We start from the raw sequence: 22,163 nt of genomic DNA, 5'->3' as shown, positions 1-22,163 counted from the left end.
ATTTGCAAAAAAATCACTAAAATTGGGCTTGTTTTATAATCAATCTAAAAAATGAAAATTACTAAAATTATCACACTTTTTCTTTTAACAACATTTTCGGTTGTTGCACAGCAAAAAATATCAGTTGAAGAAATTTACACAGGTGCATTTCGTGCCAAAGGAATGGACGCGTTGCAGTCAATGAAAAACACCAATCAATATACGGTTTTAAATTCTGACAGAGCAACTAGGTCGCAACAAATTGATTTATATGATTTTGCTACTTTAAAAAAGGTAGCTACATTAATCAATACTAAAGATTTCAAAGAATTGTCTGACGGAATTGATAGCTATACTTTTAGTGCTGACGAAAAGCAAATCTTGATCGCTAATAATTCAAATGCCATTTTTCGCCGTTCGTTTACTGCCGATTATTATTTGTATAATCTTGCAACAAAAGCATTAACTAAAGTTTTAGAACAAGTTCAAGAGCCAACGATTTCGCCTGATGGAACTAAAATTGCTTTCGCTAAAACCAATGATTTGTATATTTATGACATTGCTTCTAAAAATGCAGTTCGTGTAACTAACGATGGTGTAAAAAATGCAGTTATCAATGGAATTACGGATTGGGTATATGAAGAAGAATTTGCTTTTGTGCGCGCTTTTGATTGGAGTTCAGATAGTAAAAAACTAGCTTACATTCGTTTTGACGAAAGTGAAGTGCCACAATTCTCGATGGATTTATATAAAAAAGATTTATATCCAACGGCAGAAACTTTTAAATATCCAAAAGCTGGCGAAAAGAATGCTGTAGTTTCTTTACATATTTATAATCTTGCAGGTAACATTTCTCAGCCAATTAATTTAGGAAATTACTCTGATTTTTATATAGCAAGAATTCAATGGACAAAAGATGCTAATTTAGTTTCGGTTCAGGTTTTAAATCGTCACCAAGATAATTTAGATTTGATTTTTGTTGACGCAACTACAGCTGTTGCTAAAGTCGTTTTAAACGAAAAAGACAAAGCCTACGTTGATGTAACGGATAATTTAACGTTTTTAAATGACAATAGTTTCATTTGGACTTCAGAAAAAGATGGTTTTAATCATATCTATCTGTATGATAAAAATGGTAAATTAAAAAATCAAGTTACCAAAGGAAATTGGGAAGTGACTTCTTACTACGGTTTTGATGAAAAAACTAAAACTGTTTTCTATCAATCGGTAGAAAATGGTTCAATAATTAGAGATGTTTACAAAATTTCGCTTGACGGAAAAAAGAAAGTAAAATTGACACAACAAGTTGGTACAAATGGAGCAACATTTAGTCCAGACTTTACTTATTTTATTAATTCATTTTCAAGTGCTACAGTGCCGCCAACTTATACTTTAAACAGTTCAAAAGACGGTAAACAAGTGCAATCTATTGTTGATAACACGGCTCTGCTTGATAAATTAAAGAAATATGATTTACCAAACAAAGAGTTTTTTGAATTAACTACAGAAAAAGGAAATAAATTAAACGCTTGGATGATCAAACCAAAAGATTTTGATGCAACTAAAAAGTATCCCGTTTTTATGTTTCAATATTCAGGTCCAGGTTCACAAGAAGTAGCTAACAATTGGTTAGATACCAATGATATGTGGTTTATGATGTTAACGCAACAAGGTTATATCGTGGCTTGTGTTGACGGAAGAGGTACCGGATTTAAAGGTGCTAACTTCAAGAAATGTACTCAAAAAGAGCTAGGGAAATTTGAAGTTGAAGATCAAATCGATGCTGCTAAAGTTATTGGAAGTTATGCTTATGTAGATAAAGCTAGAATTGGTATATTTGGCTGGTCTTATGGCGGATTTATGTCAAGCAATTGTTTGTTCAAAGGTGCTGATGTTTTCAAAATGGCAATTGCGGTTGCTCCAGTAACTAATTGGAGATTCTATGATAGTATTTATACGGAAAGATACATGACAACACCACAAGAAAACGCAAGCGGCTATGACGATAATTCACCAATAAATCACGTGAGTAAATTAAAAGGTAACTTTTTATTAATTCACGGAACTGCTGATGATAATGTACATGTTCAAAATTCAATGCAAATGATTGAAGCTCTAATTCAGGCTAACAAACAATTTGATTGGGCAATTTATCCTGATAAGAACCACGGAATATTTGGTGGTAAAACAAGAATCCAATTGTATAATAAAATGACGAATTACATTAAAGAGAAATTATAATCAACTAATTACAAACTAAAATAAATTAAAATGAGTGAAACAGTAAAAACAGGACATCCAAAAGGACTTTGGGTATTATTTGGAACCGAAATGTGGGAGCGATTCAATTTCTACGGAATGCGAGCGATCTTAACATTGTTCTTAGTAAATTCTCTAATGATGAAAGAAGAAGATGCTTCATTAATATATGGAGGATTTTTAGGACTTTGTTATTTAACACCAATGTTAGGAGGATTTATTGCCGATAGATTTTTTGGAAACAGAAATTGTATTTTACTTGGAGGATTAATGATGGCAGTTGGACAATTTTTATTGTTTTTTAGTGCATCAATATTCGGTACAAATTTAAGTTTAGCCAATATGCTAATGTGGTCTGCATTAGGAATTATTATATTCGGGAATGGTTTCTTTAAGCCAAATATCTCATCAATGGTTGGTAGCTTATATCCAAAACAAGAAAAAAGTAAATTAGATACAGCTTTTACGATTTTCTATATGGGAATCAACTTAGGAGCTTTTTTAGGTCAGTTGATTTGTCCAATTGTAGGTGATGTTAAAGATTCTGAAGGAATTAGAGATATCCATGCTTTCAAATGGGGATTTTTAGCGGCTTCACTTGCAATGTTAATTGGAACTGCAGTATTTTATTTTCTTAAAAATAAATATGTTGTAACTCCAGAAGGAAAACCTTTAGGTGGATTACCATCTAAAAATGATGCTTCAGATTATGAAGAAGGTGAGTCTCAAAAAGCAGTTTTCTCTCAAACAGCTTTAATTGGAGCTGTTGTAGCATTCTTCGGATTAGGATTAGTATTTCATTTTGTTTTCGGACAAAACTTTATCTATTCATTAATTTATGCTAGTGGTTTATCTCTTGCCGGATTAATTATTTCTGATACATCGCTAACAAAAGTTGAAAGAGATAGAATATTAGTAATTTATATTGTTGCATTCTTTGTGATCTTTTTCTGGGCTGCATTTGAACAAGCAGGTTCTTCTTTAACATTTATTGCAGATAATCAAACCGATAGAAATTTCTTTGGATACAATATGCCTCCATCTATGGTTCAAATTTTTAACGGATTATTTGTTGTAGCATTTGCAGTTCCTTTCAGTATGTTATGGGATTATTTGAGAAGTAAAGACAGAGAACCAATTTCTCCTGTTAAACAAGCAGTTGGTTTAGCATTAATCGCTTTAAGTTATTTTATCATCGCTTACAACGTAAAAGATTTAGGAAATAATGGTTTACTTGCTATCAAATGGTTAATTCTTTTATATTTAATTCAAACTTGTGCTGAACTTTGTTTGTCTCCAATCGGATTGTCACTAGTTGGTAAATTATCTCCAAAAAGATTCTCTTCATTATTATACGGAGTTTTCTTTTTATCAAATGCTTCTGGATATGCATTGGCTGGAACTTTAGGTTCAATCTTACCTGCAACTGGAGATAAATTCAATAAAGCAAAAGAACTTGGAATCGATTTGCAAGCAGTTCTAGATAAAAAAATCACTTTGTCTGCCGAGCAATTAACGCTTTTAGAAAAAAACCAAATTAGTCCAACCAATCCAGTTTTCGCAGGTTTTGAAATTCATAATTTATTCGAATTCTTTATGGTTTTCGTTATTCTTTGCGGATTAGCTGCGGTAATTTTATTAGCATTAACACCAAAATTGAAAAAAATGATGCACGGCGTACGCTAATCATTATTTAAAAATATTTTTATATCTTTCAAACCTACAAGAAATCCTTGTAGGTTTGTTTTTTTAAATTGAATTATTATGTGGAAAAGTCATCCTAAAGCATTGCCTTACTTATTTTTATCTGAAATGTGGGAACGTTTTGGTTATTATTTAATGATCGGAATTTTTACTTTGTATCTTAAAGATGTTGAAGCTGGTTTTGCAATGACCGAAAAAGAAGCGTCCGATTTATATGGAACTTTCATCGCTTTAGTTTTTTTAACGCCATTCATTGGAGGTTTAGTTGCCGATAGGTATTTGGGCTACAAAAAATCTATTGTAATTGGTGGATTGATGATGGGTGCAGGTTATTTTATGATGGGAATTCATAGTTTACCAATGTTATATGTTGCTATGACTTTAGTAATTGTAGGAAACGGTTTTTTCAAACCCAATATTTCAACATTATTAGGTAATTTCTATAACGAAGACGAGTATAAAGCAAAGAAAGACGAAGGATACAATATTTTCTATATGGGTATAAATGTTGGTGCTTTCATTTGTAACTTTTTTGGCGCTGCTTTACAAATTTTACTTGGTTGGCAATATGCCTTTATGGCTGCTGGAGTCGGAATGTTTATTGGTGTAATTGTATTCCTTTTAGGAACAAAACATTATGGTGACAAAACCGATAAAAAAGGAATTCAAGAAGGCGATATGCCTTTTTCAAAAATAGTATTATATATTTTAGTTCCTTCAGTGGTTTTTGGAGTAATTGGTTGGTTAATCAAAGGAGTAGCATCTGATACTAACACCAATAGCGCGATTTTTGGTTCTGATAGTACTGATGCATTTATTTTTGCTTGTATTCCTGTAATCTATTTTTATGGTAGTTTGTATTTCAAAGCCAAAGCTGAAGAAAAGCGTCCGATAGGAGCATTACTTTCGATATTTGCAGTTGTAATTTTATTTTGGGCCGTGTTTAAATTAAATGGTTCTGCATTGAACACTTGGGCTGATAGGTATACTGATAGAGAAATAAGCGGAACGACACAAGCGGTTTTTAGTAATCTTAAATTGTCCAAAGAAATTGAGTATAAAAAAGACTCGACCGAGCTGTATGATGCTAGTTTCAGACTTCAAAAAGAAAATGGATCGGTAAAAAAAGTAGTTGATTATCCGGTTTATTTTAGAAATTCCTCTAAAGAAAGTACACCACAAGAAGGTAGTAAAGTTAGTATTTGGGCAACCAATTTGAGTCAATCTATAAATCCAGGTTGGGTCATTATTTTAACACCACTTGTTGTCGCCTTTTTTACCTTTTTAAGAAGTAGAAAAAAAGAACCATCAACTCCAACGAAAATTGCTTTCGGGTTATTAATTTCGGCATTGTCGGTTTTAGTGATGGTTGCTGCGGTTCATATCGGCAATAACGGAACCGAAAAAGTATCAGTTTGGTGGTTGGTTGCAAATTACGGAGTGATTACTATTGGAGAATTATTCTTGAGTCCAATGGGATTGTCAATTGTGTCTAAATTATCTCCTAAAAACATTACCGCTTTAATGATGGGCGGATGGTTTTTAGCTACCTCAATAGGTAACAAATTATCTGGAGTTTTAGCCAGTATGTGGGATTCTTATGATGATAAAGCTAATTTCTTTTGGGTAAACTTTGGATTATTGATGTTTGCCACTGTGCTAATGTTTGCTTTAGTAAAAAATTTAAATAAAGTAATGAAAGACCACGGAATAAATTAAGTATGGAAATCAATCAATCAATAGAAGAAATTCAAAATTTTAAAGGAAAGTATCCAAAACAACTTTGGTATTTATTCTTTAGCGAAATGTGGGAACGTTTTTGCTTCTACGGAATGCGCGGAATGTTGGTGGTTTTTATGGTCAACCATCTTGCTATGGATGAAAAAATGGCCAATTTACAATATGGTGCAACGCAAGCGTGGGTTTATGCCTTCACATTCATAGGAGGTTTATTTGCAGACAAAATTTTAGGTTTACGAAAATCTCTATTTTGGGGCGGAATTTTAATGATTGTAGGAAGTGTAATTCTAGCTATTGATCCAAAGAGTTTTTTCTTTATTGGATTAGGTTTTACTATTGTTGGAACGGGTTTCTTCAAACCAAATATTTCTTCAATGGTTGGGCAACTTTACAAAAATGATGATCCGAGAAGAGACGCGGGTTTTTCGTTCTTTTATATGGGTGTAAATCTTGGTGCCTTGATTGGCGGTTACATTTGTATTGCTGTGGCCGAAGGTTCGATGTGGCAATCTTTAGTTCCAGAAAATTTAAGATGGAATGTAGGTTTCGGATTTGCTGCTGTTGTGATGATTATTAGTCTGCTAACTTTCACTCAAACCCAAAAAAGTTTAGGTCCAATAGGTCTTTCTCCTATAAATCACTTGGAAAATTCAAGCAAAAAAAGGTTGGAGTTTTTTGTAATTATTGGTTCGCTACTGATCGTTCCCTTAATAATTTTAATGGTAAAAAATGTAGAATATACCAAATGGTTTATGATTTTTATTGGACCATTATCATTGGTTTATTTACTAATTGAAATGAGAAATTTTAGTTTTTCAGAAAATAAAAAGTTAGTTGCAGCAGTAATTTTTATGCTTTTTTCGATTGTCTTTTGGGCTTTTTTCGAGCAAAGTGGCGGTTCTTTAAGTCTGTTTGCCGCAAATAATTTGAATAATGACATTTTAGGCGTAACCTTGAGTCCGAATGGTGTTAATAATGCTGCTAATTCATTATTTGTAATTGGTTTTGCTGCCATAGTTGGATTAGTTTGGTTATGGATGAATAAAAGAAAATTTGAACCAAATACCGTAATTAAATTTGGCTTAGCCTTTCTATTTCTTGCAGCTGGTTTTTGGATTTTTTATTACACCAAATTTTTCGCTGACGCAAACGGAAGAACTTCTTTGGGGATTTTCACGTTTGGTTGGTTCATAATCACTTTCGGAGAACTTTGTTTATCTCCAATCGGAATGTCTGCCATGACAAAATTATCGCCTCAAAAAACGCAAGCTGTAATTATGGGTATGTGGTTTTTGGCGAGTGCTTATGGTCAATATTTTGCAGGAATACTTGGTGCCAATATCGCCGAAGCATCCGAAAATGCATCCAATCTAGATAAATTAAACGTATATGCTAATGGATATTACCAGTTGGGTATTTATGCTTTGATTGCCGGTGTTGTTCTTATTATAATTTCACCTTTGATAAAAAAACTAATGCAAGAAGTAAAGTAGCTGACATTATTTGGTATTATTTTTGAATATATTTGTACTATAAAATTATATAAAATGAAAAGATTATTTTTAACACTAGTATTTGCTATCTCTTCCTTGACGATTCAAGCGCAAGAAAAATTGACTTGGCATACTAATATCGATGAAGCTATTGCTATTTCTAAAAAAGAAAATAAACCATTATTCTTGTTTTTTACCGGAAGTGACTGGTGTGGTTGGTGTATAAGACTTCAAAAAGAAGTTTTTAAAACGCCAGAATTTGAAACTTGGGCAAAAGAAAAAGTAGTTTTAGTGGAATTAGATTTTCCGAGAAGAACACCACAAAGTGATGCTTTAAAAATTCAAAATAACCAATTGCAACAATTTTTTCAAGTAAGAGGTTATCCAACAGTGTGGTTTGCAAAACCTGGTGCGCCAATTGATGGTAAAACTAGCTTTGAACAATTAGGTACCACAGGATATCTTGCTGGTGGACCAAAAGCTTGGTTAGATGTTGCTAATAAAATGATTGCCAATTTTGTTCCTTACACTGCTGATGAACAAAAGGCTGCAAAAAAAGAAGCTAAGAAGAAAAAAGCTTAATTATAATTTATAAAATCCCTTTTCTGATGTATCGTGAAAAGGGATTTTTTCTTTTCTACAAGTTTCTCGCCACACTTTTATATAGCTTTTAAAATTAGTTGCATCAACCACAATTTGTTTGGGTTTCCAAGATTGTAACATTCGCTCTAAATTTATTTTTGGAGAACTTGTGATGATTACAACATCTGGTTGTGCTTCTTCTAAAAATACAGCCGAGCTATCTATTAAAAGTATCTTTTTGTCTTTGAAATAATATAAATTCGATAGGTTTTTCTTCTTTTCAACTTTACAAAAATTAGCCACTAAATAGGATTTTAGTGCTAAATTATCATCACTAGTTTTTAGGATGCTATCATTGCTATAAAGTGTGACCTTGTTTCCGAGTCTTTCAGTGATGATGGTTGTTTTTTTCTTATTAAAAACAATAAACTCATTATTTTTCTGACTACTATGATTAGCATATAAAGTAAATAATTGTAGTGATAGTAGGGCAATAAAACTAAATGCCAATTTTTTAAATGTTGGTTTTTTAAACCACAATACTAATCCGATAACTACAAAATAGCAACTCCACATCATTGCTGATGTTAGCGATATATCTTTAAATATGAAATCTTCAAATGAGGCTACCCACGAAATGATTTTATTTAAAAACCAAATGCTCCATTCAAGTACTTTCATAAGCGGAATCCATACAACATTAAAAGCAGCTAATAACATTACTACAACTCCAATTCCAAGAATTATACTCAATCCCGGAAGAATGACGATGTTGGTAATAAAAAACAATCCTGGAAATTGATGAAAATAATAGATACTTAAAGGGAATGTTCCAATTTGAGCAGCAAATGATACAGTAATAATATCCCAAAAGTAAGAAACAATTTTGTTTTTAGGTGTCCAAATAGAAGTCAGTAGAGGTTGCAACCAAACAATAAAAAATAGCGCTACATAACTTAGTTGAAATCCAATATCAAATAAAAAGGAAGGCTTAATTAATAATATTAGCAATGCAGAAGTGAGTAAAGTATTATAAATATTTATGCTTCGTCTTAAAAACATTCCAACAGCTACAAACGAAAACATGGTTACTGATCGAACTACAGATGGTGCTAATCCTGCTAGAATTCCAAAAGTCCAAAGCGATACAATGACAAGAATTAATTTTATAAACGAACCTCTTTTGGTATTAGGAATTGGTTTTAACAAGAAAGTGACAAAAAGTAAAATACAGCCAACATGCAATCCAGAAACCGATAAAACATGTACTGCTCCAGCATATTGATAATCGCGAATGACTTCTTGTGAAATATCTTGTTGCTGACCGAGAATAAGCGCTACTACAACGCCTAATTCAGTTTTGTTAAAGTTGTTTTTCTCTAGATTTTTTATAATTCTGTTTCGTAGTTTACTAGCATAGTAAGAAATGCTTTTAGCAATAATTGGATTAATTTTTACATCATTCGCATCTGCATAAACTTGAGCATAAATTTGTTGGTTTACAAGGTATTTGCCATAATCAAATTGATTAGGATTATTTGGTTTTCGATTTTTGTAAAACGTTCCATCAACATACAGTTGTGAACCGACTTCAATTATTGGAAGCGTGCTATCTTTTCGGATATTCAGTATTAATTTGCCATAACTCTTTTTATCATTTATCTGAATTGTTTCAACAACATATCGATCATTGTTTAATGTATTTTTAAGTTTTTCTTTGATAATTAATTCACAAGTTATTTCGTTATCTTCTGCGTTTATTTGATGTAAATAATGATTTTTATTTAAGGTTTGATTACTACTACTTAAAGCAAACATTCCTATAACAAATGAGGTAAAAAGTGTCGCTATACCAAAGGATGAATTTTGAAGTAATTCTTTTTTTGTTTTAAAATATAAAAAGCATAATGAACCAAGGCCGCAAAAAAGCAGTATAATGAGTAATAATAAGTGTGGTTTTGTGAATTGAGAAAAAATTATTCCTCCTACAAAACAAAGCGTAATCCTTACTAATGGAAATTGTAATACTTTCATTTCTATAAAAGTATATAAAAAAGTGTATTCCTACAAAAAAAATATTTATTCTAAAACTCTATTAATTTGAGCAAACGATTTCCGATAGTAGGTTTCGTTGATAGAAGATACTAATACGCCACTTTTAGTTGACGAGTGTATAAATTTTATATCATCATTCGTGACTTCAATTATTAAACCAACGTGGTTAATTTGGCTTGAGTTGCCAGTTTTGAAGAAAATTAAATCACCCTTTTTAGCATTATCCTTACTGATTACTTTACCTTCTTTCGACATATCTTTAGAAGTTCTTGGTAGTGAAATAGCATATTTTTTAAATGATGTATAAACTAATCCAGAACAATCATAACCCGAATTTGTAGTGCCACCAAATCGATAAGGCGCTCCAATTTTGCGGCTCGCATCATCAATTATTTTTTCAGCTAGTTTGTTAGTTGAACTGGTAGTTGAAGAACCAGTTTTACAAGAAGTGACGATTACTAAAAGTGTTAAAAGAAGTAGGATTTTTTTCAAAACAGAAAATTTTATAACTAAAGAACGATAAAATAAGATGAACTATTGTCTTAAAGAAGCAACTATTAAAGAAGCCGTTTTTTGGCTTGCTCCAATTCCGCCTAATTTTTTTTCAAGAACATCATATTTTTCTAAAATCGTTTCTCGTGAACTTCCTTCGAGTATTTTGCTTAATTCTATTTTTATTCTTTTAGTATTGCATTCCTCCTGAATTAGTTCGGTTACTACTTCTTCATCCATAATTAGGTTTACCAAAGAAATATATTTTAAAGTTATGATTCGCTTTGCGATTTGATAAGAAATCCATCCGCCTTTGTAGCACACAACTTCTGGTACTTTGAATAATGCAGTTTCAAGCGTTGCAGTTCCTGAGGTTACCAAAGCAGCATGTGCATTACTTAATAAATCATAAGTTTTATTAGAAATAAATTTAATGTTTTTGCCGTTTAAAAATTGTTCATAGAACGAATATTCTTGGCTTGGTGCGCCAGCAATTACAAATTGATAGTCAGGGAAATCAGTTACAACGCTCAACATAACGGAAAGCATTTTGGAAATTTCTTGTTTTCTGCTTCCAGGTAAAATGGCGATGATTGGCTTTTCGTCCAAATTATGAACTCTTCTAAAGGTTTCTGCATCAATAGTTGTTCTGTTTTGAATGGCGTCAATCAAAGGATGTCCAACAAATTCAACTGGGAAATTATGTTTTACTTCATAAAAATCTTTTTCAAACGGAAGAATTACATAAAGTTTGTCAAAATCACGTTTTATGGCTTTAATTCGGTTTTCTTTCCAAGCCCAAATTTGAGGAGAAATATAATAGTGTGTTTTTATTCCTTTTTCTTTGGCCCATTTTGCAATTCGCATGTTAAATCCGGGATAATCAATAAAAATAATAACATCAGGATTAAATTTTTCTATGTCTGCCTTGCATATTTTGATGTTATTTAAAATAGTTTTTAAGTTCATAACTACTTCAGCAAATCCCATAAAGGCTAGTTCTCGGTAATGTTTCACCAAAGTTCCTCCAACATTTTGCATCAAATCACCACCCCAAAATCGGATGTCAGCATTCGAGTCTTCTTGCAGTAATGCTTTCATCAAATTAGAACCGTGCAAATCGCCCGATGCTTCTCCAGCTATGATATAATATTTCATACTATTTATAAAAACATTGTAGTTATTGCTAAAATAAGCGTGGCCATCACAATACCTCTTGCCATCAATTCTTTATTTTTTTTGAGTAAAACAAAAAAGATAATTATATTTAAAATAGCACCAAGTGCAAATATTTTACCCAAAAGACCTTCGTTTTTTAAAATTTTAAAATCAGAAATCAGGTCGTAATCGGTTTGAGTTTTTACAAACAAATAAGAACCTATAAAAATGGCTACAATTCCGACAATAAAACCAATAAATAAATCTGTTTTTTTCATTTTTTATAATGTTAAATTATAAATCCCAAGTATTTAATTTTTGAATGGCGTGATGTGCCGTTAAATCAAATTGCACTGGCACGATGGAGACATAACCGTTACTCAAAGCCCATTCATCAGTATCTTCTCCTTTGTCTTGATTAATAAATTCACCTGTTAACCAATAATATTCTTTACCAAAAGGAGTTACTCGTTTGTCAAATTTCTCTTGCCACATTGCTTTTGCTTGACGCGCTATTTTAATTCCTTTAATTTCTTCTGTTTTTAGTTTCGGAAAATTCACGTTCAAGACCGTTCCGTCTGGCAAACCATTTTTTAAAACTTCAAGTGCAATTTTTTTGACAAATGGTTTTGCTTGCTCAAAATCGGCATTCCAGTTATAATCTAAAAGCGAAAATCCAATAGCAGGAATTCCTTCAATTCCGGCTTCGATTGCCGCACTCATTGTGCCCGAATAAATTACGTTTATAGAAGAATTAGATCCGTGGTTTATACCAGAAACGCACAAATCGGGTTTTCTTTTTAAAATTTCGTTTACAGCCATTTTCACACAATCTACTGGCGTTCCAGAACAACTATATTCTAAAACTTCAGCATTTTCTGCAGTAATTTTATTCAAATGCAATGTGTTGTTAATTGTAATGGCGTGACCCATTGCGCTTTGAGGACTATCTGGAGCGACTACAACGACTTCACCAATTTCAGACATTACACTTATCAAAGCACGTATTCCTGGCGCAGATATGCTGTCGTCATTGGTAATCAAGATTAATGGTTTTTTCGACATTTAAATTTTTATTTGTGTAACAAAAGTAATTATTTTGAGACTTATTCCGATACAAATTTTATAACTTTGAGCCATAGCGATGGTTTTAACAAAAAATTATGCGAAGTCTTATTTTAATGGCATAGTTTTTTATGTAATTTAGTAGAAAAATTAATGAATACAATAGTTCAATTTATGAAAAGACATTATAAAATAGTACTTTTGGTACTAGTACTTTCCGTTGGTTTATGGAGTTTTATCCCAAAAGATAAAAACGATCCGGAAAAAGATAAATTACTGATTGAGTTGTTGACTTATGTTATTGAAAAAGGACATTATAATCCGGCTCAAATTGACGATACGTTTTCAAAAGGAGTGTATAAAGATTACATTGCCGCTTTAGATCCATCAAAAAGATTTTTTCTGCAATCAGATATTGATGAATTTTCTAAATATGAAACACAAATCGATGATCAAATCAACAAAAAAGAGCTTACTTTTTTCGATTTAACATACACACGTCTTATCAAAAGAATGAAAGAAAGTGAAAGTTATTACAAAGCAGCTTTAGAAAATCCGATTGATTATACGATTAATGAAGAAATTGATACAGATTATGAAAAAGCGCCTTATTCTAAAAATATTTCTGACTTAAAAGAGCGTTGGAGAAAACAAGTGAAGCTTTCTACATTATCATCTTTGGTTGAAAAGCAAAAGATTCAGGAAGATATTCAAAAAAACAAAAACAAGTCTCCAGAAGAACGTTTAAAAGAATACCGTTCTAAAATGGGTGATAAAGCAACTCCTGAATTAGAGAAAAAATTTTTAGAAGGTATTTCTAAAACAGAGAATGATGCTCCAAAAACATTTGAACAATTAGAAAAAGAGACAAGAGAAAGCACTTTAAAATCATTAAACGAAAACTTTACTTTTATTAGTAAAGAGTTAGATCGTTCTGATTGGTTTTCGGTTTATGTAAATGCGATCGCATCTAGATTTGACCCACATACTTCTTATTTTGCACCAGACGAAAAAGAGCGTTTTGACGTAAGTATGAGCGGAAAATTGGAAGGAATTGGAGCGCGTTTACAAAAGAAAAATGATTTTACTGAAATCTCAGAATTAATTTCTGGTGGTCCAGCTTGGAGAGGAAAAGAACTAGAATCTGGTGATGTAGTTTTGAAAGTCGCTCAAGGCGATAGCGATCCAGTTGATGTTGTTGGAATGCGTCTTGACGATGTAGTTAAAAAAATTAAAGGACCAAAAGGAACCGAAGTTCGTCTTACTGTTAAAAAAACAGATGGTTCTCTTAAAGTAATTTCGATTATTAGAGATGAAGTTGAAATTGAAGAAACTTACGCTAAATCAAGTGTTGTAGAGAAAAACGGTGTAAAATATGGTATCATTTATTTACCAAAATTCTATATTGATTTTGAAAATAAAGACAGTAGAGATGCTGGAAAAGATGTGGCTATAGAAGTGGCAAGATTAAAAGCCGAAGGCGTTCAAGGAATCATTGTTGACGTTAGAGATAATGGTGGTGGTTCTTTAAAAACAGTTGTTGATATTGGTGGATTATTCATTGAGCAAGGACCAATTGTACAGATAAAATCGGCTGCAGGAAAAAGAGAAGTTCTTTATGATAAAGATGCGAAAGTAGAGTGGGATGGACCATTGGTTATTATGACAAATGAATTTTCAGCATCAGCATCAGAAATTTTAGCTGCTGCAATGCAAGATTATAAACGTGCCGTAATCATTGGAAGCAAACAAACTTATGGTAAAGGAACAGTGCAGAATGTAATTGATTTAAATCAGTTTGTTAGAGGTAATAATCTTGGTGATTTAGGTGCCTTGAAAACTACAACACAAAAATTTTATAGAATTAACGGTGGTTCTACACAACTTGAAGGTGTAAGTAGTGATATCGTGATGCCTGACAGTTATGCTTACCTTAAAATGGGTGAACGTGATGTTGACAACGCAATGCCTTGGGATAAAATAGAAGCTGCTGATTATAAACTTTGGAATAAAGCATCTAATTATGATTTAGCAATTCAAAATAGTAAAAAACGAATTGCTGCTAATCCTCAAATGAATTTGATTGATGAAAATGCAAAATGGCGTCAAGCTAGAAATGAAGAAAATATTTACAGTTTGCAAATTGATGCTTTCAAAAAAGAGCAAAAGCAGTTAGAAGAGACTAATAAAAAGTATAAATCAATAGCTGATTATACCAATACATTTAAATTTCAGTCTTTGCCATATGAAGTAGATCAAATGAAAACTGATGTAACTTTAAAAGAAAAACGTGAAAGATGGCACGAAAGCCTTTCTAAAGATATTTATATAGAAGAAGCAATTCACGTTCTAGATGATTTACAATCGGGTACTACTAAAAAAGCTTTAACTACTAAAATTAAGAAAGATAAGATTATCAAATCTTAGTTTTAAAAAGTCAAAAAAAATGCTCCTAAATATTTAGGAGCATTTTTTTTTATCTTAATTTTTTTAATTTATTTTGAGCTTTTTCTAAATCTTCTTCAGCTTCTTTTATTTTAAGTTGTTGTTTTGTTAAAGCAACATTTCCTTTTTCAATTTCAACTGGTGAAAGTTTTCCTTTAGATAATGCTTTGTCGTGTTTGGCTTGCATTTTTTCTAGGTTCTTTCTCTGTTTTTCTATATTTCCTTGAGCTTTTTCAACATTCTTTTCTGCATTGGCTAATTTCTCTTGCTCTTTTTCAAACTTCTTTTTTTCTCGTTCAAGTTCTTTTTGCTGTTTGTCAGCTTTTTTCTGAGCGTCTCTAGCATCTTTTTCTGCTTGTTCTACTTTTTCTTGAGCTTTTTCTTGTTGTTTTAACGCTTTCTTTTCGTCTTTTAACTGTTGTTCTAAACGTTGCTTTTCAAGGGTTCTTTCCTTTTCAATATCGATTACTTTTTGTTTTAAGGTATCAGCGGTTTGTTGAACTGGAGTTTCTTGAGCAAAAAAGTTTTGAAAACTTAGTAAAAGTATTGCTGTAACTACTATTTTATTTTTCATATTTGTTAAATTTTAAATTATATATCAAAAGTAAGAATTCTTGTATTACTTAAATTATATAATACAAAAAATACGTTATAAAATTATGAGAAATACTATTCTAAAAAAAATGCTTTTGTGTCTAATGATTTCTACATTTTTAATCTCTTGTAGAAAAGAAGCAGATGTAAATAGTAGTGATTCAGTTTCTACAGATACACTAGTACATAATACAAATACATTTGAATCTGAAAGTACGATTTTCGATTTTTTGCCTTCTTCAACAACCAATCAAATTGTTAAACATAAGTATTATACCTTATCTTATAACGAAGCATACGAACAGGCAGAATGGGTTGCGTATGAATTAAAAGGCGTGAAGTCTTATAATAATTATGACAGGCCATTTTTTATTGAAGATAACAAAGTCAAAACGGGTTCGGCAGATTGGCGCAATTACAAACGTTCTGGCTATGATAAAGGGCACTTATGTCCGGCTGGTGATATGAAATTTTCTAAAGAAGCTTATGATGAAACATTTTTAACTTCTAATATTTCACCACAAAAACACAATTTCAATGATGGAATTTGGAATACGCTCGAACAAAAAGTGCGTTATTGGGCATCAAAATATAATGGTATTTATGTCGTTACTGGTGGCGTTTTAAATAAAAATTTGAAAACTATTGGTAATGAAGAAGTAGCTGTTCCTGAGTATTTTTATAAAGTGTTGTTAGATAATTCAAGAGGAGAATATAAAATGATCGGATTTTTAGTTCCAGCCGTTGAAAGTAACAAACCATTATATGATTTTGTTGTTCCAGTTGATGAAATTGAAAAATTAACTGGTCTAGATTTCTATCCGAAATTAAATGATGGACTTGAGAATAAGCTAGAAAAAAGTAATGATTATAAATCGTGGAGTTTTAATTAAAACTACCATTCGTTTACTTTATTAGCATCCATTTTTAAGAAAATAAATAATAAGATCGTAAAGCCCCAAAGCCCAGAACCACCATAAGAAAAGAAAGGTAACGGTACTCCAATAGTCGGGAAAACTCCTACAACCATTGCGATATTTACAAAAAAGTGTATGAATATGATTCCTGCCACACAGTAGCCGTAGACTCGACTGAATTTGGTTTTTTGTCGTTCGGCTAAATAGATGATTCGTAATATTAGTCCAACGAAAAGTCCGATTACAAAAATAGAACCCAAGAAACCCCATTCTTCACCAACAGTTGTGAAGATGTAATCGGTGTGTTGCTCTGGAACAAATCCGCCCTTAGTTTGTGTACCTTCTAAGTAACCTTTTCCAAATAAACCACCTGAACCAATAGCAATTTCCGATTGATTAGTGTTGTATCCAACGCCTTTCATATCGACTTCTTTTCCTAACAAAATATTAAAACGATCGCGATGGTGTTGTTTAAAAACATTATTAAAAACAAAATTAACCGAAAACGAAAAGGCAGTAATGATAACTAATAAAATTACACTTGCAATTATATTTCTATCAACTAGTCGGCTTCTGAAATAGTTGATTATCAAAACTAATGTTGTGATTCCGATAACTATATAAGGATTGTTAGTTGCTAATGTTAAGACAAACAATATAATGGCTATAAAACCGGTTAATAAATACCAACCTGGCAATCCTTCTCTATAAAGCACTATAAAGAACACACTATAGATCAAGGCGCTTCCTGGATCGGGCTGCGGTAAAATCAACATTACAGGAAGAAAAATTATGATTAAAACCTGTACTTGTCTATTTACATCTTTTAGATTGACCTGAACATCACTTAAATATTTCGCTAAGGCAAGTGATGTGGCAGCTTTAGCAAACTCTGATGGTTGAAGGGTGAAGGTTCCGATGGCATACCAACATCGCTGACCAGCAATAGTTTTACCAAAAATGAATAATCCAATTAAAGAGACTAATGCAACGGCAAAAATAATTATAGAATATTTTTCATAAAACTTAGCTTCAACGGCCAAAACGATGAAAATGATTGGAATAGAAAAAGCAATGAATAAAAATTGTTTTCCGTAGATTTGAGTAAAGTCAAAAATTGAAGCATCTTCAGAAACAGTTGATAATGAAGACGAATAGATGTTTAGCCATCCCATTACAACTAAGGCAATGTAGATGACAATACTTATCCAGTCAATATTATTGGTTACACTCTGATTTCTCATTTCAAGTTATCTAAGGTTTTTTTAAAGAATCAATTTTTACTTCTTTATTTAAAACGCCATTTATAGAATCTTTTGACTTTTTAATTTTTGATAAACTATCTTTTATTTTATTGTTAATAAAAGCAATACTGTCTTGATGTTTTCTTGGATATAATTTGTCGTATTGTGCTTTCAAACTACCAGTCAACATTCTTTTTTCAAAATCTACTTTAGTAATCTTTTTATTTAAGTACTTTTCAATCATTAATGTCGTAATCGGACCAGCCCAACGTTTTCCCCAATATCCGTTTTCAACAAATACTGCTATTGCAATTTTAGGATTGTCTCTTGGTGCAAAGGCAACGAATATCGAGTGATCTTGAAGTTTTACACGCTTACCGTTAACTTTTAAGTAATTTTCTGCCGTACCCGTTTTTCCGCAAATCTCTATTCCTACTACACCAAGGCCAGAAGCGGTTCCACCTGGACCATAAACCGCGTTCATACCAGAAATTATAGGTTCAAAGTATTTTCTATCTATAGTTGTAGTGTGCTTTGTTCGGTATTTTTTATCGATGATATTTCCCTTAATTCTTTTTACAATATGCGGCGTGTAGAAATAACCTCTGTTCGCAATCGCTGCCATAAAATTGGCTAATTGTATAGGCGTCATTAATACCTCACCTTGACCAATGGCGTTAGACACAATGGTTTTACCGTCCCAATTCCAACCATTATAAACTCGGTTATAGGTTTTAGAGGTTGGTATGTTTCCTTTTTTTCCAATAGGTAAATCATAACCCATAAAAGCACCTAATCCGAAGCTTTTTAAATGGTCAGCCCATTTGTCAACAGCATAACTGTGATCTTTGTATTTATTGATTAATTTGATATAACAATTAGAGAAATAGGTGTTGCACGATTGATAAATTCCGCGATGCAATTGAACAGCACCACCAGAGCAATGACATTTCATAAAACGTCCTCGAGCATAACTAAATCCTCTGTTGCACGAAAATCTTGTACTATCGGTCACAACGCCTTCTTGCAAAGCAATTAGTCCGGTTAGGATTTTGAATGGTGAACCTGGAGTATATTCAGCTAAAAGTCCACGATCATATAATGGTTTTGCAATCGAATCATTATGTAATAAAGTATAATTTTTAGAGCGTTGCCTTCCTACCAAAAGAGCAGGATTAAAACTTGGAGCACTAACCAATGCTAAAATTTCGCCAGTTTTTGGTTCGATTGCCACAATTCCTCCCCATTTGTTGATCATTAATTCTTCTCCATATTTTTGGAGTTCACTATCAATCGTTAAAGTCAAATCACTTCCTTGTTTAGAAATGGTATCGTATTTTCCGTCTTTGTACGAACCAATCTCACGATTAAATTTATCTCTTAAGATATACTTTACACCTTTTTGACCTCTAAGAAACTCTTCGTAGCTTTCCTCTATACCTTGTCGGCCAATTAAATCGCCGCCAATGTAGTAGGGATTCTTTTTTACGATATTTTCATTTACTTGAGTGATAAACCCAAATACGTTGGCTCCAAAATCAACTTGATAATCTCTAAGCGAACGTTTTTGAATATAAAAACCATTAAATTTTCTGATTTTTTCTTGAAAAGCTGCATACTCTAGTTTGTTTAATTGAGGTAAAAAAACAGAGGGCAACATTGGGCTATAGACTTTAGCCTTATTTATTTTTTTTATAAAAAACTCTTTGCTGATGTCTAGTAAAGAGCAAAATTCAAGTGTATCTAAATTTTCAACATCCTTTGGAACGACCATAATGTCATAAGAAGGTTGATTGGCAATCAATAATTTTCCATTTCTATCATATACATAACCTCTTTCAGGATAATCATATTTGATTTTAATGGCATTATTTTCTGATTTTAACTTGAAGGAATCGTCTATAACTTGCAAATAAAAAATACGTATCAACAACAAAGATGCTGCGATAATTACGATAGTCGGTAATAATACTTTTCTCATCGTTTACTTGGCTTGATTAAGTAAATAATTAAGATACAAATTATAAGTGTAAAGATAGTGCTAATTATAGTTCTAAGAACAATATCCCAAAGGTATTCAAAGGTGAAAACCTCCAGAACAAAAAGTGTTAAATGATGAATTATAACGGCAATTAAGATGAATGAAAATCGTTCAGGTGTTAGCGTATCGTTCAGTCTAACGGTTTGGTATTCATAACTTAATCCGAAAGAAAATTTGAATATAGAAGGTCTTACAAATGCTAAAAGCAAACAGGCAGTTGCGTGAACTCCACCAGAATTACAAAATAAATCCATTGTTATTCCCAAAAAAAAGCTTGATAACAACAAGGCATATTTGTTGCCATTAACTGGATAAAGAATAATAAATAGAATATATGGAAACGGATTTATATAACCTAAGAAATTGAAATTATTGAAAATAACAACTTGTACCGCGAGCAGTAAAATAAATCGAGCCATATTAAATAACATAGCACTATTCATTTTTTTGAGTCTTTTTTTCTAGGTTAATAATTTCTTCTCTGTCTTTATTTCTGATAATATAAACATGGCCTAAACTAGTCATATCATTAAAAAGTCTAACATCAATCATATACAAATTGGTGTCATTGTCAATATAAATTTTCTCAATGGTACCAATACCGATGTTTTCCGGAAATATAGTAGACTGCGCACCAGTTACAATAGTATCTCCTTTTTTAACAGAAGCCAATCTTGGTACGTCAGTTAACTGTACAAATCCGGTATTTTTACCGTTCCACGTTAAGGAACCAATATGATTTGATTTTTTAATTTTAGCGTTTAAAGGTGCTTCCGTATTTAGAATACTTAAAACGGTGCTGTAATTTGCTGAGGTATTTTCAACTACTCCAACAATTCCTAGACTATTGATAACGCCCATTTCAGGTTTTACACCTTGATTAGAACCCGAGTTCAGCGTTAAGAAGTTGACTTGATTGCTGTAAGAGTTTTTGATAACTTTTGAAATAATGATATCAATTTTTTTAACGCCTACGATTGAGTCTAAATTGGGAACTTTGGTTGAATCTTTTATATTAAAAAGTAATCCTTTTAAACGAGCATTTTCTTTGGCAAGTTCTTCGTTTTGTATTTTTAAATTAAAATAACCTTCAACATTACTAGTCATCTCATAAACACCGCCAGTGAAGAAATTAGCAGAACTAATAACTTTACTTTTATGATAAGAATGCGACTGAATAGTTAGAGAAACGGCTATTATCATAAGCAGCAAAAACAGCATACGATAGCTGTTTTTAAATATGAAATTAAATATTTGCTGCATCTTTTAAACGTTATAAAACTTCAAATTCTAAATTCCAAAAAAGAGTAATTGTCACTATTTGGAATTTGGGATTTAAAAAAATTGGAATTTTATTTAATTAATATGCTTCTAAATTTTGGGATGTTTTTCAACGCCATTCCAGTTCCTCTAACAACTGCCTTCAAAGGATCTTCTGCAATGTAAACCGGTAAATCTGTTTTCAAAGAAATACGTTTGTCTAATCCTCTTAACATTGATCCACCACCAGCTAAATAAATTCCAGTGTTGTAAATATCAGCAGCTAATTCTGGAGGTGTTTGTGATAAAGTTTCCATCACAGCGTCTTCAATACGTTGGATTGATTTATCTAAAGCTTTTGCAATTTCTCTAAAAGAAACTTCTACTTGTTTAGGTTTACCAGTAAGTAAATCTCTACCTTGAACTGACATATCATCTGGTGGAGAATCTAAAGTATCTGTAGCAGCTCCGATTTGGATTTTGATTTTTTCTGCAGTAGTTTCACCCACAAATAAATTGTGTTGTGTTCTCATATAATAGATGATATCGTTTGTGAAAACATCACCAGCAATTTTCACTGATTTGTCGCAAACAATTCCGCCAAGAGCGATTACAGCAATTTCTGTTGTTCCACCACCAATATCAACAATCATGTTTCCTTTTGGTTGCATAATATCGATACCGATACCGATTGCAGCCGCCATTGGTTCGTGAATTAAGTACACTTCCTTTCCGTTTACACGCTCACACGATTCTTTTACGGCACGCATCTCTACTTCGGTAATTCCTGATGGAATACAAACTACCATACGTAATGCTGGAGTAAACATTTTTTTCTTTAAAGCAGGAATACTTTTGATAAACATACTAATCATCTTTTCTGATGCATCAAAATCGGCGATAACTCCGTCTTTTAATGGTCTAATGGTCTTTATGTTTTCATGGGTTTTACCTTGCATCATGTTGGCTTCTTTACCAACAGCGATGATTTTTCCAGTGATTCTATCTCTTGCAACAATAGAAGGACTATCAATAACAACTTTATCGTTGTGTATGATTAGTGTATTAGCGGTTCCAAGGTCAATTGCTATATCCTCGGTCATGAAATCAAAAAATCCCATATTCAAAAAAGGGT

Annotated in this window: 18 protein-coding genes; 7 read left to right on the top strand and 11 right to left on the bottom strand. The window is 32.1% G+C overall.

Annotation, left to right across the window (positions count from 1 at the left end):
- Window positions 1–51: 51 nt before the first annotated feature.
- The 5 genes from Q0050_RS07450 (at window position 52) to Q0050_RS07430 (ending at window position 7,757) form a co-directional block, all read left to right on the top strand.
- A complete protein-coding gene (locus tag Q0050_RS07450) occupies window positions 52–2,220 on the top strand; it encodes a S9 family peptidase (RefSeq protein WP_298393826.1) in 2,169 nt (722 codons plus the stop codon).
- Between the two features lie 30 nt (window positions 2,221–2,250).
- Window positions 2,251–3,924, top strand: coding sequence for a peptide MFS transporter (locus Q0050_RS07445; RefSeq protein WP_298393825.1), 1,674 nt, complete (start codon window positions 2,251–2,253; stop codon window positions 3,922–3,924).
- Window positions 3,925–4,002: 78 nt separating this feature from the next.
- A complete protein-coding gene (locus Q0050_RS07440; protein ID WP_298393823.1) occupies window positions 4,003–5,661 on the top strand; it encodes a peptide MFS transporter in 1,659 nt (552 codons plus the stop codon).
- Window positions 5,662–5,663: 2 nt separating this feature from the next.
- Window positions 5,664–7,175, top strand: a complete 1,512-nt coding sequence (locus Q0050_RS07435; protein ID WP_298393821.1) for a peptide MFS transporter — start codon at window positions 5,664–5,666, stop codon at window positions 7,173–7,175.
- A 54-nt stretch (window positions 7,176–7,229) separates the two neighbouring features.
- Window positions 7,230–7,757 (top strand): thioredoxin family protein, encoded by a 528-nt coding sequence (locus tag Q0050_RS07430; protein ID WP_298393819.1) that lies wholly within the window; start codon window positions 7,230–7,232, stop codon window positions 7,755–7,757.
- On the opposite strand, the gene Q0050_RS07425 is transcribed toward Q0050_RS07430, so the two are convergent.
- From Q0050_RS07425 to surE, 5 genes are read right to left on the bottom strand one after another with little or no spacing between them, the layout of a single operon-like run.
- Window positions 7,758–9,791: a ComEC/Rec2 family competence protein gene (locus Q0050_RS07425; RefSeq protein ID WP_298393817.1), complete on the bottom strand. Its 2,034-nt coding sequence runs from the start codon at window positions 9,789–9,791 to the stop codon at window positions 7,758–7,760. It abuts the gene before it with no gap.
- 45 nt (window positions 9,792–9,836) lie between these two features.
- On the bottom strand, window positions 9,837–10,304 hold the full coding sequence (locus tag Q0050_RS07420) for a C40 family peptidase (protein WP_298393815.1): 468 nt from the start codon (window positions 10,302–10,304) through the stop codon (window positions 9,837–9,839).
- 42 nt (window positions 10,305–10,346) lie between these two features.
- The gene (gene lpxB / locus Q0050_RS07415) at window positions 10,347–11,462 is read right to left on the bottom strand and encodes a lipid-A-disaccharide synthase (protein WP_298393813.1); all 1,116 of its coding nucleotides are present in this window, start codon (window positions 11,460–11,462) and stop codon (window positions 10,347–10,349) included.
- 5 nt (window positions 11,463–11,467) lie between these two features.
- The gene (locus Q0050_RS07410; RefSeq protein ID WP_298393812.1) at window positions 11,468–11,740 is read right to left on the bottom strand and encodes a hypothetical protein; all 273 of its coding nucleotides are present in this window, start codon (window positions 11,738–11,740) and stop codon (window positions 11,468–11,470) included.
- A 16-nt stretch (window positions 11,741–11,756) separates the two neighbouring features.
- A complete protein-coding gene (gene surE / locus Q0050_RS07405; RefSeq protein WP_298393811.1) occupies window positions 11,757–12,527 on the bottom strand; it encodes a 5'/3'-nucleotidase SurE in 771 nt (256 codons plus the stop codon).
- A 153-nt stretch (window positions 12,528–12,680) separates the two neighbouring features.
- Between surE and Q0050_RS07400 the strand changes: the two genes are divergently transcribed.
- The gene (locus tag Q0050_RS07400) at window positions 12,681–14,954 is read left to right on the top strand and encodes a carboxy terminal-processing peptidase (protein ID WP_298393809.1); all 2,274 of its coding nucleotides are present in this window, start codon (window positions 12,681–12,683) and stop codon (window positions 14,952–14,954) included.
- 49 nt (window positions 14,955–15,003) lie between these two features.
- Here Q0050_RS07400 and Q0050_RS07395 read toward each other — a convergent pair whose 3' ends face one another.
- Window positions 15,004–15,546 carry a hypothetical protein gene (locus Q0050_RS07395; RefSeq protein ID WP_298393807.1) on the bottom strand — a complete coding sequence of 181 codons (543 nt, stop codon included), beginning with the start codon at window positions 15,544–15,546 and terminating at the stop codon, window positions 15,004–15,006.
- 85 nt (window positions 15,547–15,631) lie between these two features.
- On the opposite strand from Q0050_RS07395, the gene Q0050_RS07390 reads away from it, so the two are divergent.
- Window positions 15,632–16,459 (top strand): DNA/RNA non-specific endonuclease, encoded by an 828-nt coding sequence (locus Q0050_RS07390; protein WP_298393805.1) that lies wholly within the window; start codon window positions 15,632–15,634, stop codon window positions 16,457–16,459.
- 2 nt (window positions 16,460–16,461) lie between these two features.
- On the opposite strand, the gene rodA is transcribed toward Q0050_RS07390, so the two are convergent.
- The 5 genes from rodA to Q0050_RS07365 form a co-directional block, all read right to left on the bottom strand.
- On the bottom strand, window positions 16,462–17,727 hold the full coding sequence (gene rodA, locus Q0050_RS07385) for a rod shape-determining protein RodA (protein ID WP_298393803.1): 1,266 nt from the start codon (window positions 17,725–17,727) through the stop codon (window positions 16,462–16,464).
- A 10-nt stretch (window positions 17,728–17,737) separates the two neighbouring features.
- Window positions 17,738–19,708, bottom strand: coding sequence for a penicillin-binding protein 2 (mrdA, locus tag Q0050_RS07380; protein ID WP_298393801.1), 1,971 nt, complete (start codon window positions 19,706–19,708; stop codon window positions 17,738–17,740).
- Window positions 19,705–20,211 (bottom strand): rod shape-determining protein MreD, encoded by a 507-nt coding sequence (locus Q0050_RS07375; RefSeq protein WP_298393799.1) that lies wholly within the window; start codon window positions 20,209–20,211, stop codon window positions 19,705–19,707. Before Q0050_RS07375 ends, mrdA begins: the two co-directional genes overlap by 4 nt.
- On the bottom strand, window positions 20,204–21,031 hold the full coding sequence (gene mreC / locus Q0050_RS07370; protein WP_298393798.1) for a rod shape-determining protein MreC: 828 nt from the start codon (window positions 21,029–21,031) through the stop codon (window positions 20,204–20,206). The genes Q0050_RS07375 and mreC overlap by 8 nt, the downstream gene beginning before the upstream one ends.
- A gap of 89 nt (window positions 21,032–21,120) precedes the next feature.
- A complete protein-coding gene (locus Q0050_RS07365; RefSeq protein ID WP_298302974.1) occupies window positions 21,121–22,149 on the bottom strand; it encodes a rod shape-determining protein in 1,029 nt (342 codons plus the stop codon).
- Window positions 22,150–22,163: the final 14 nt, after the last annotated feature.

This window comes from Flavobacterium sp., assembly GCF_027483985.1.
In the GTDB taxonomy this organism is placed as follows: domain Bacteria; phylum Bacteroidota; class Bacteroidia; order Flavobacteriales; family Flavobacteriaceae; genus Flavobacterium.
The sequence above is the reverse complement of the archived record's forward strand: the minus strand, read 5'-3'. Positions and strand labels throughout refer to the sequence as shown.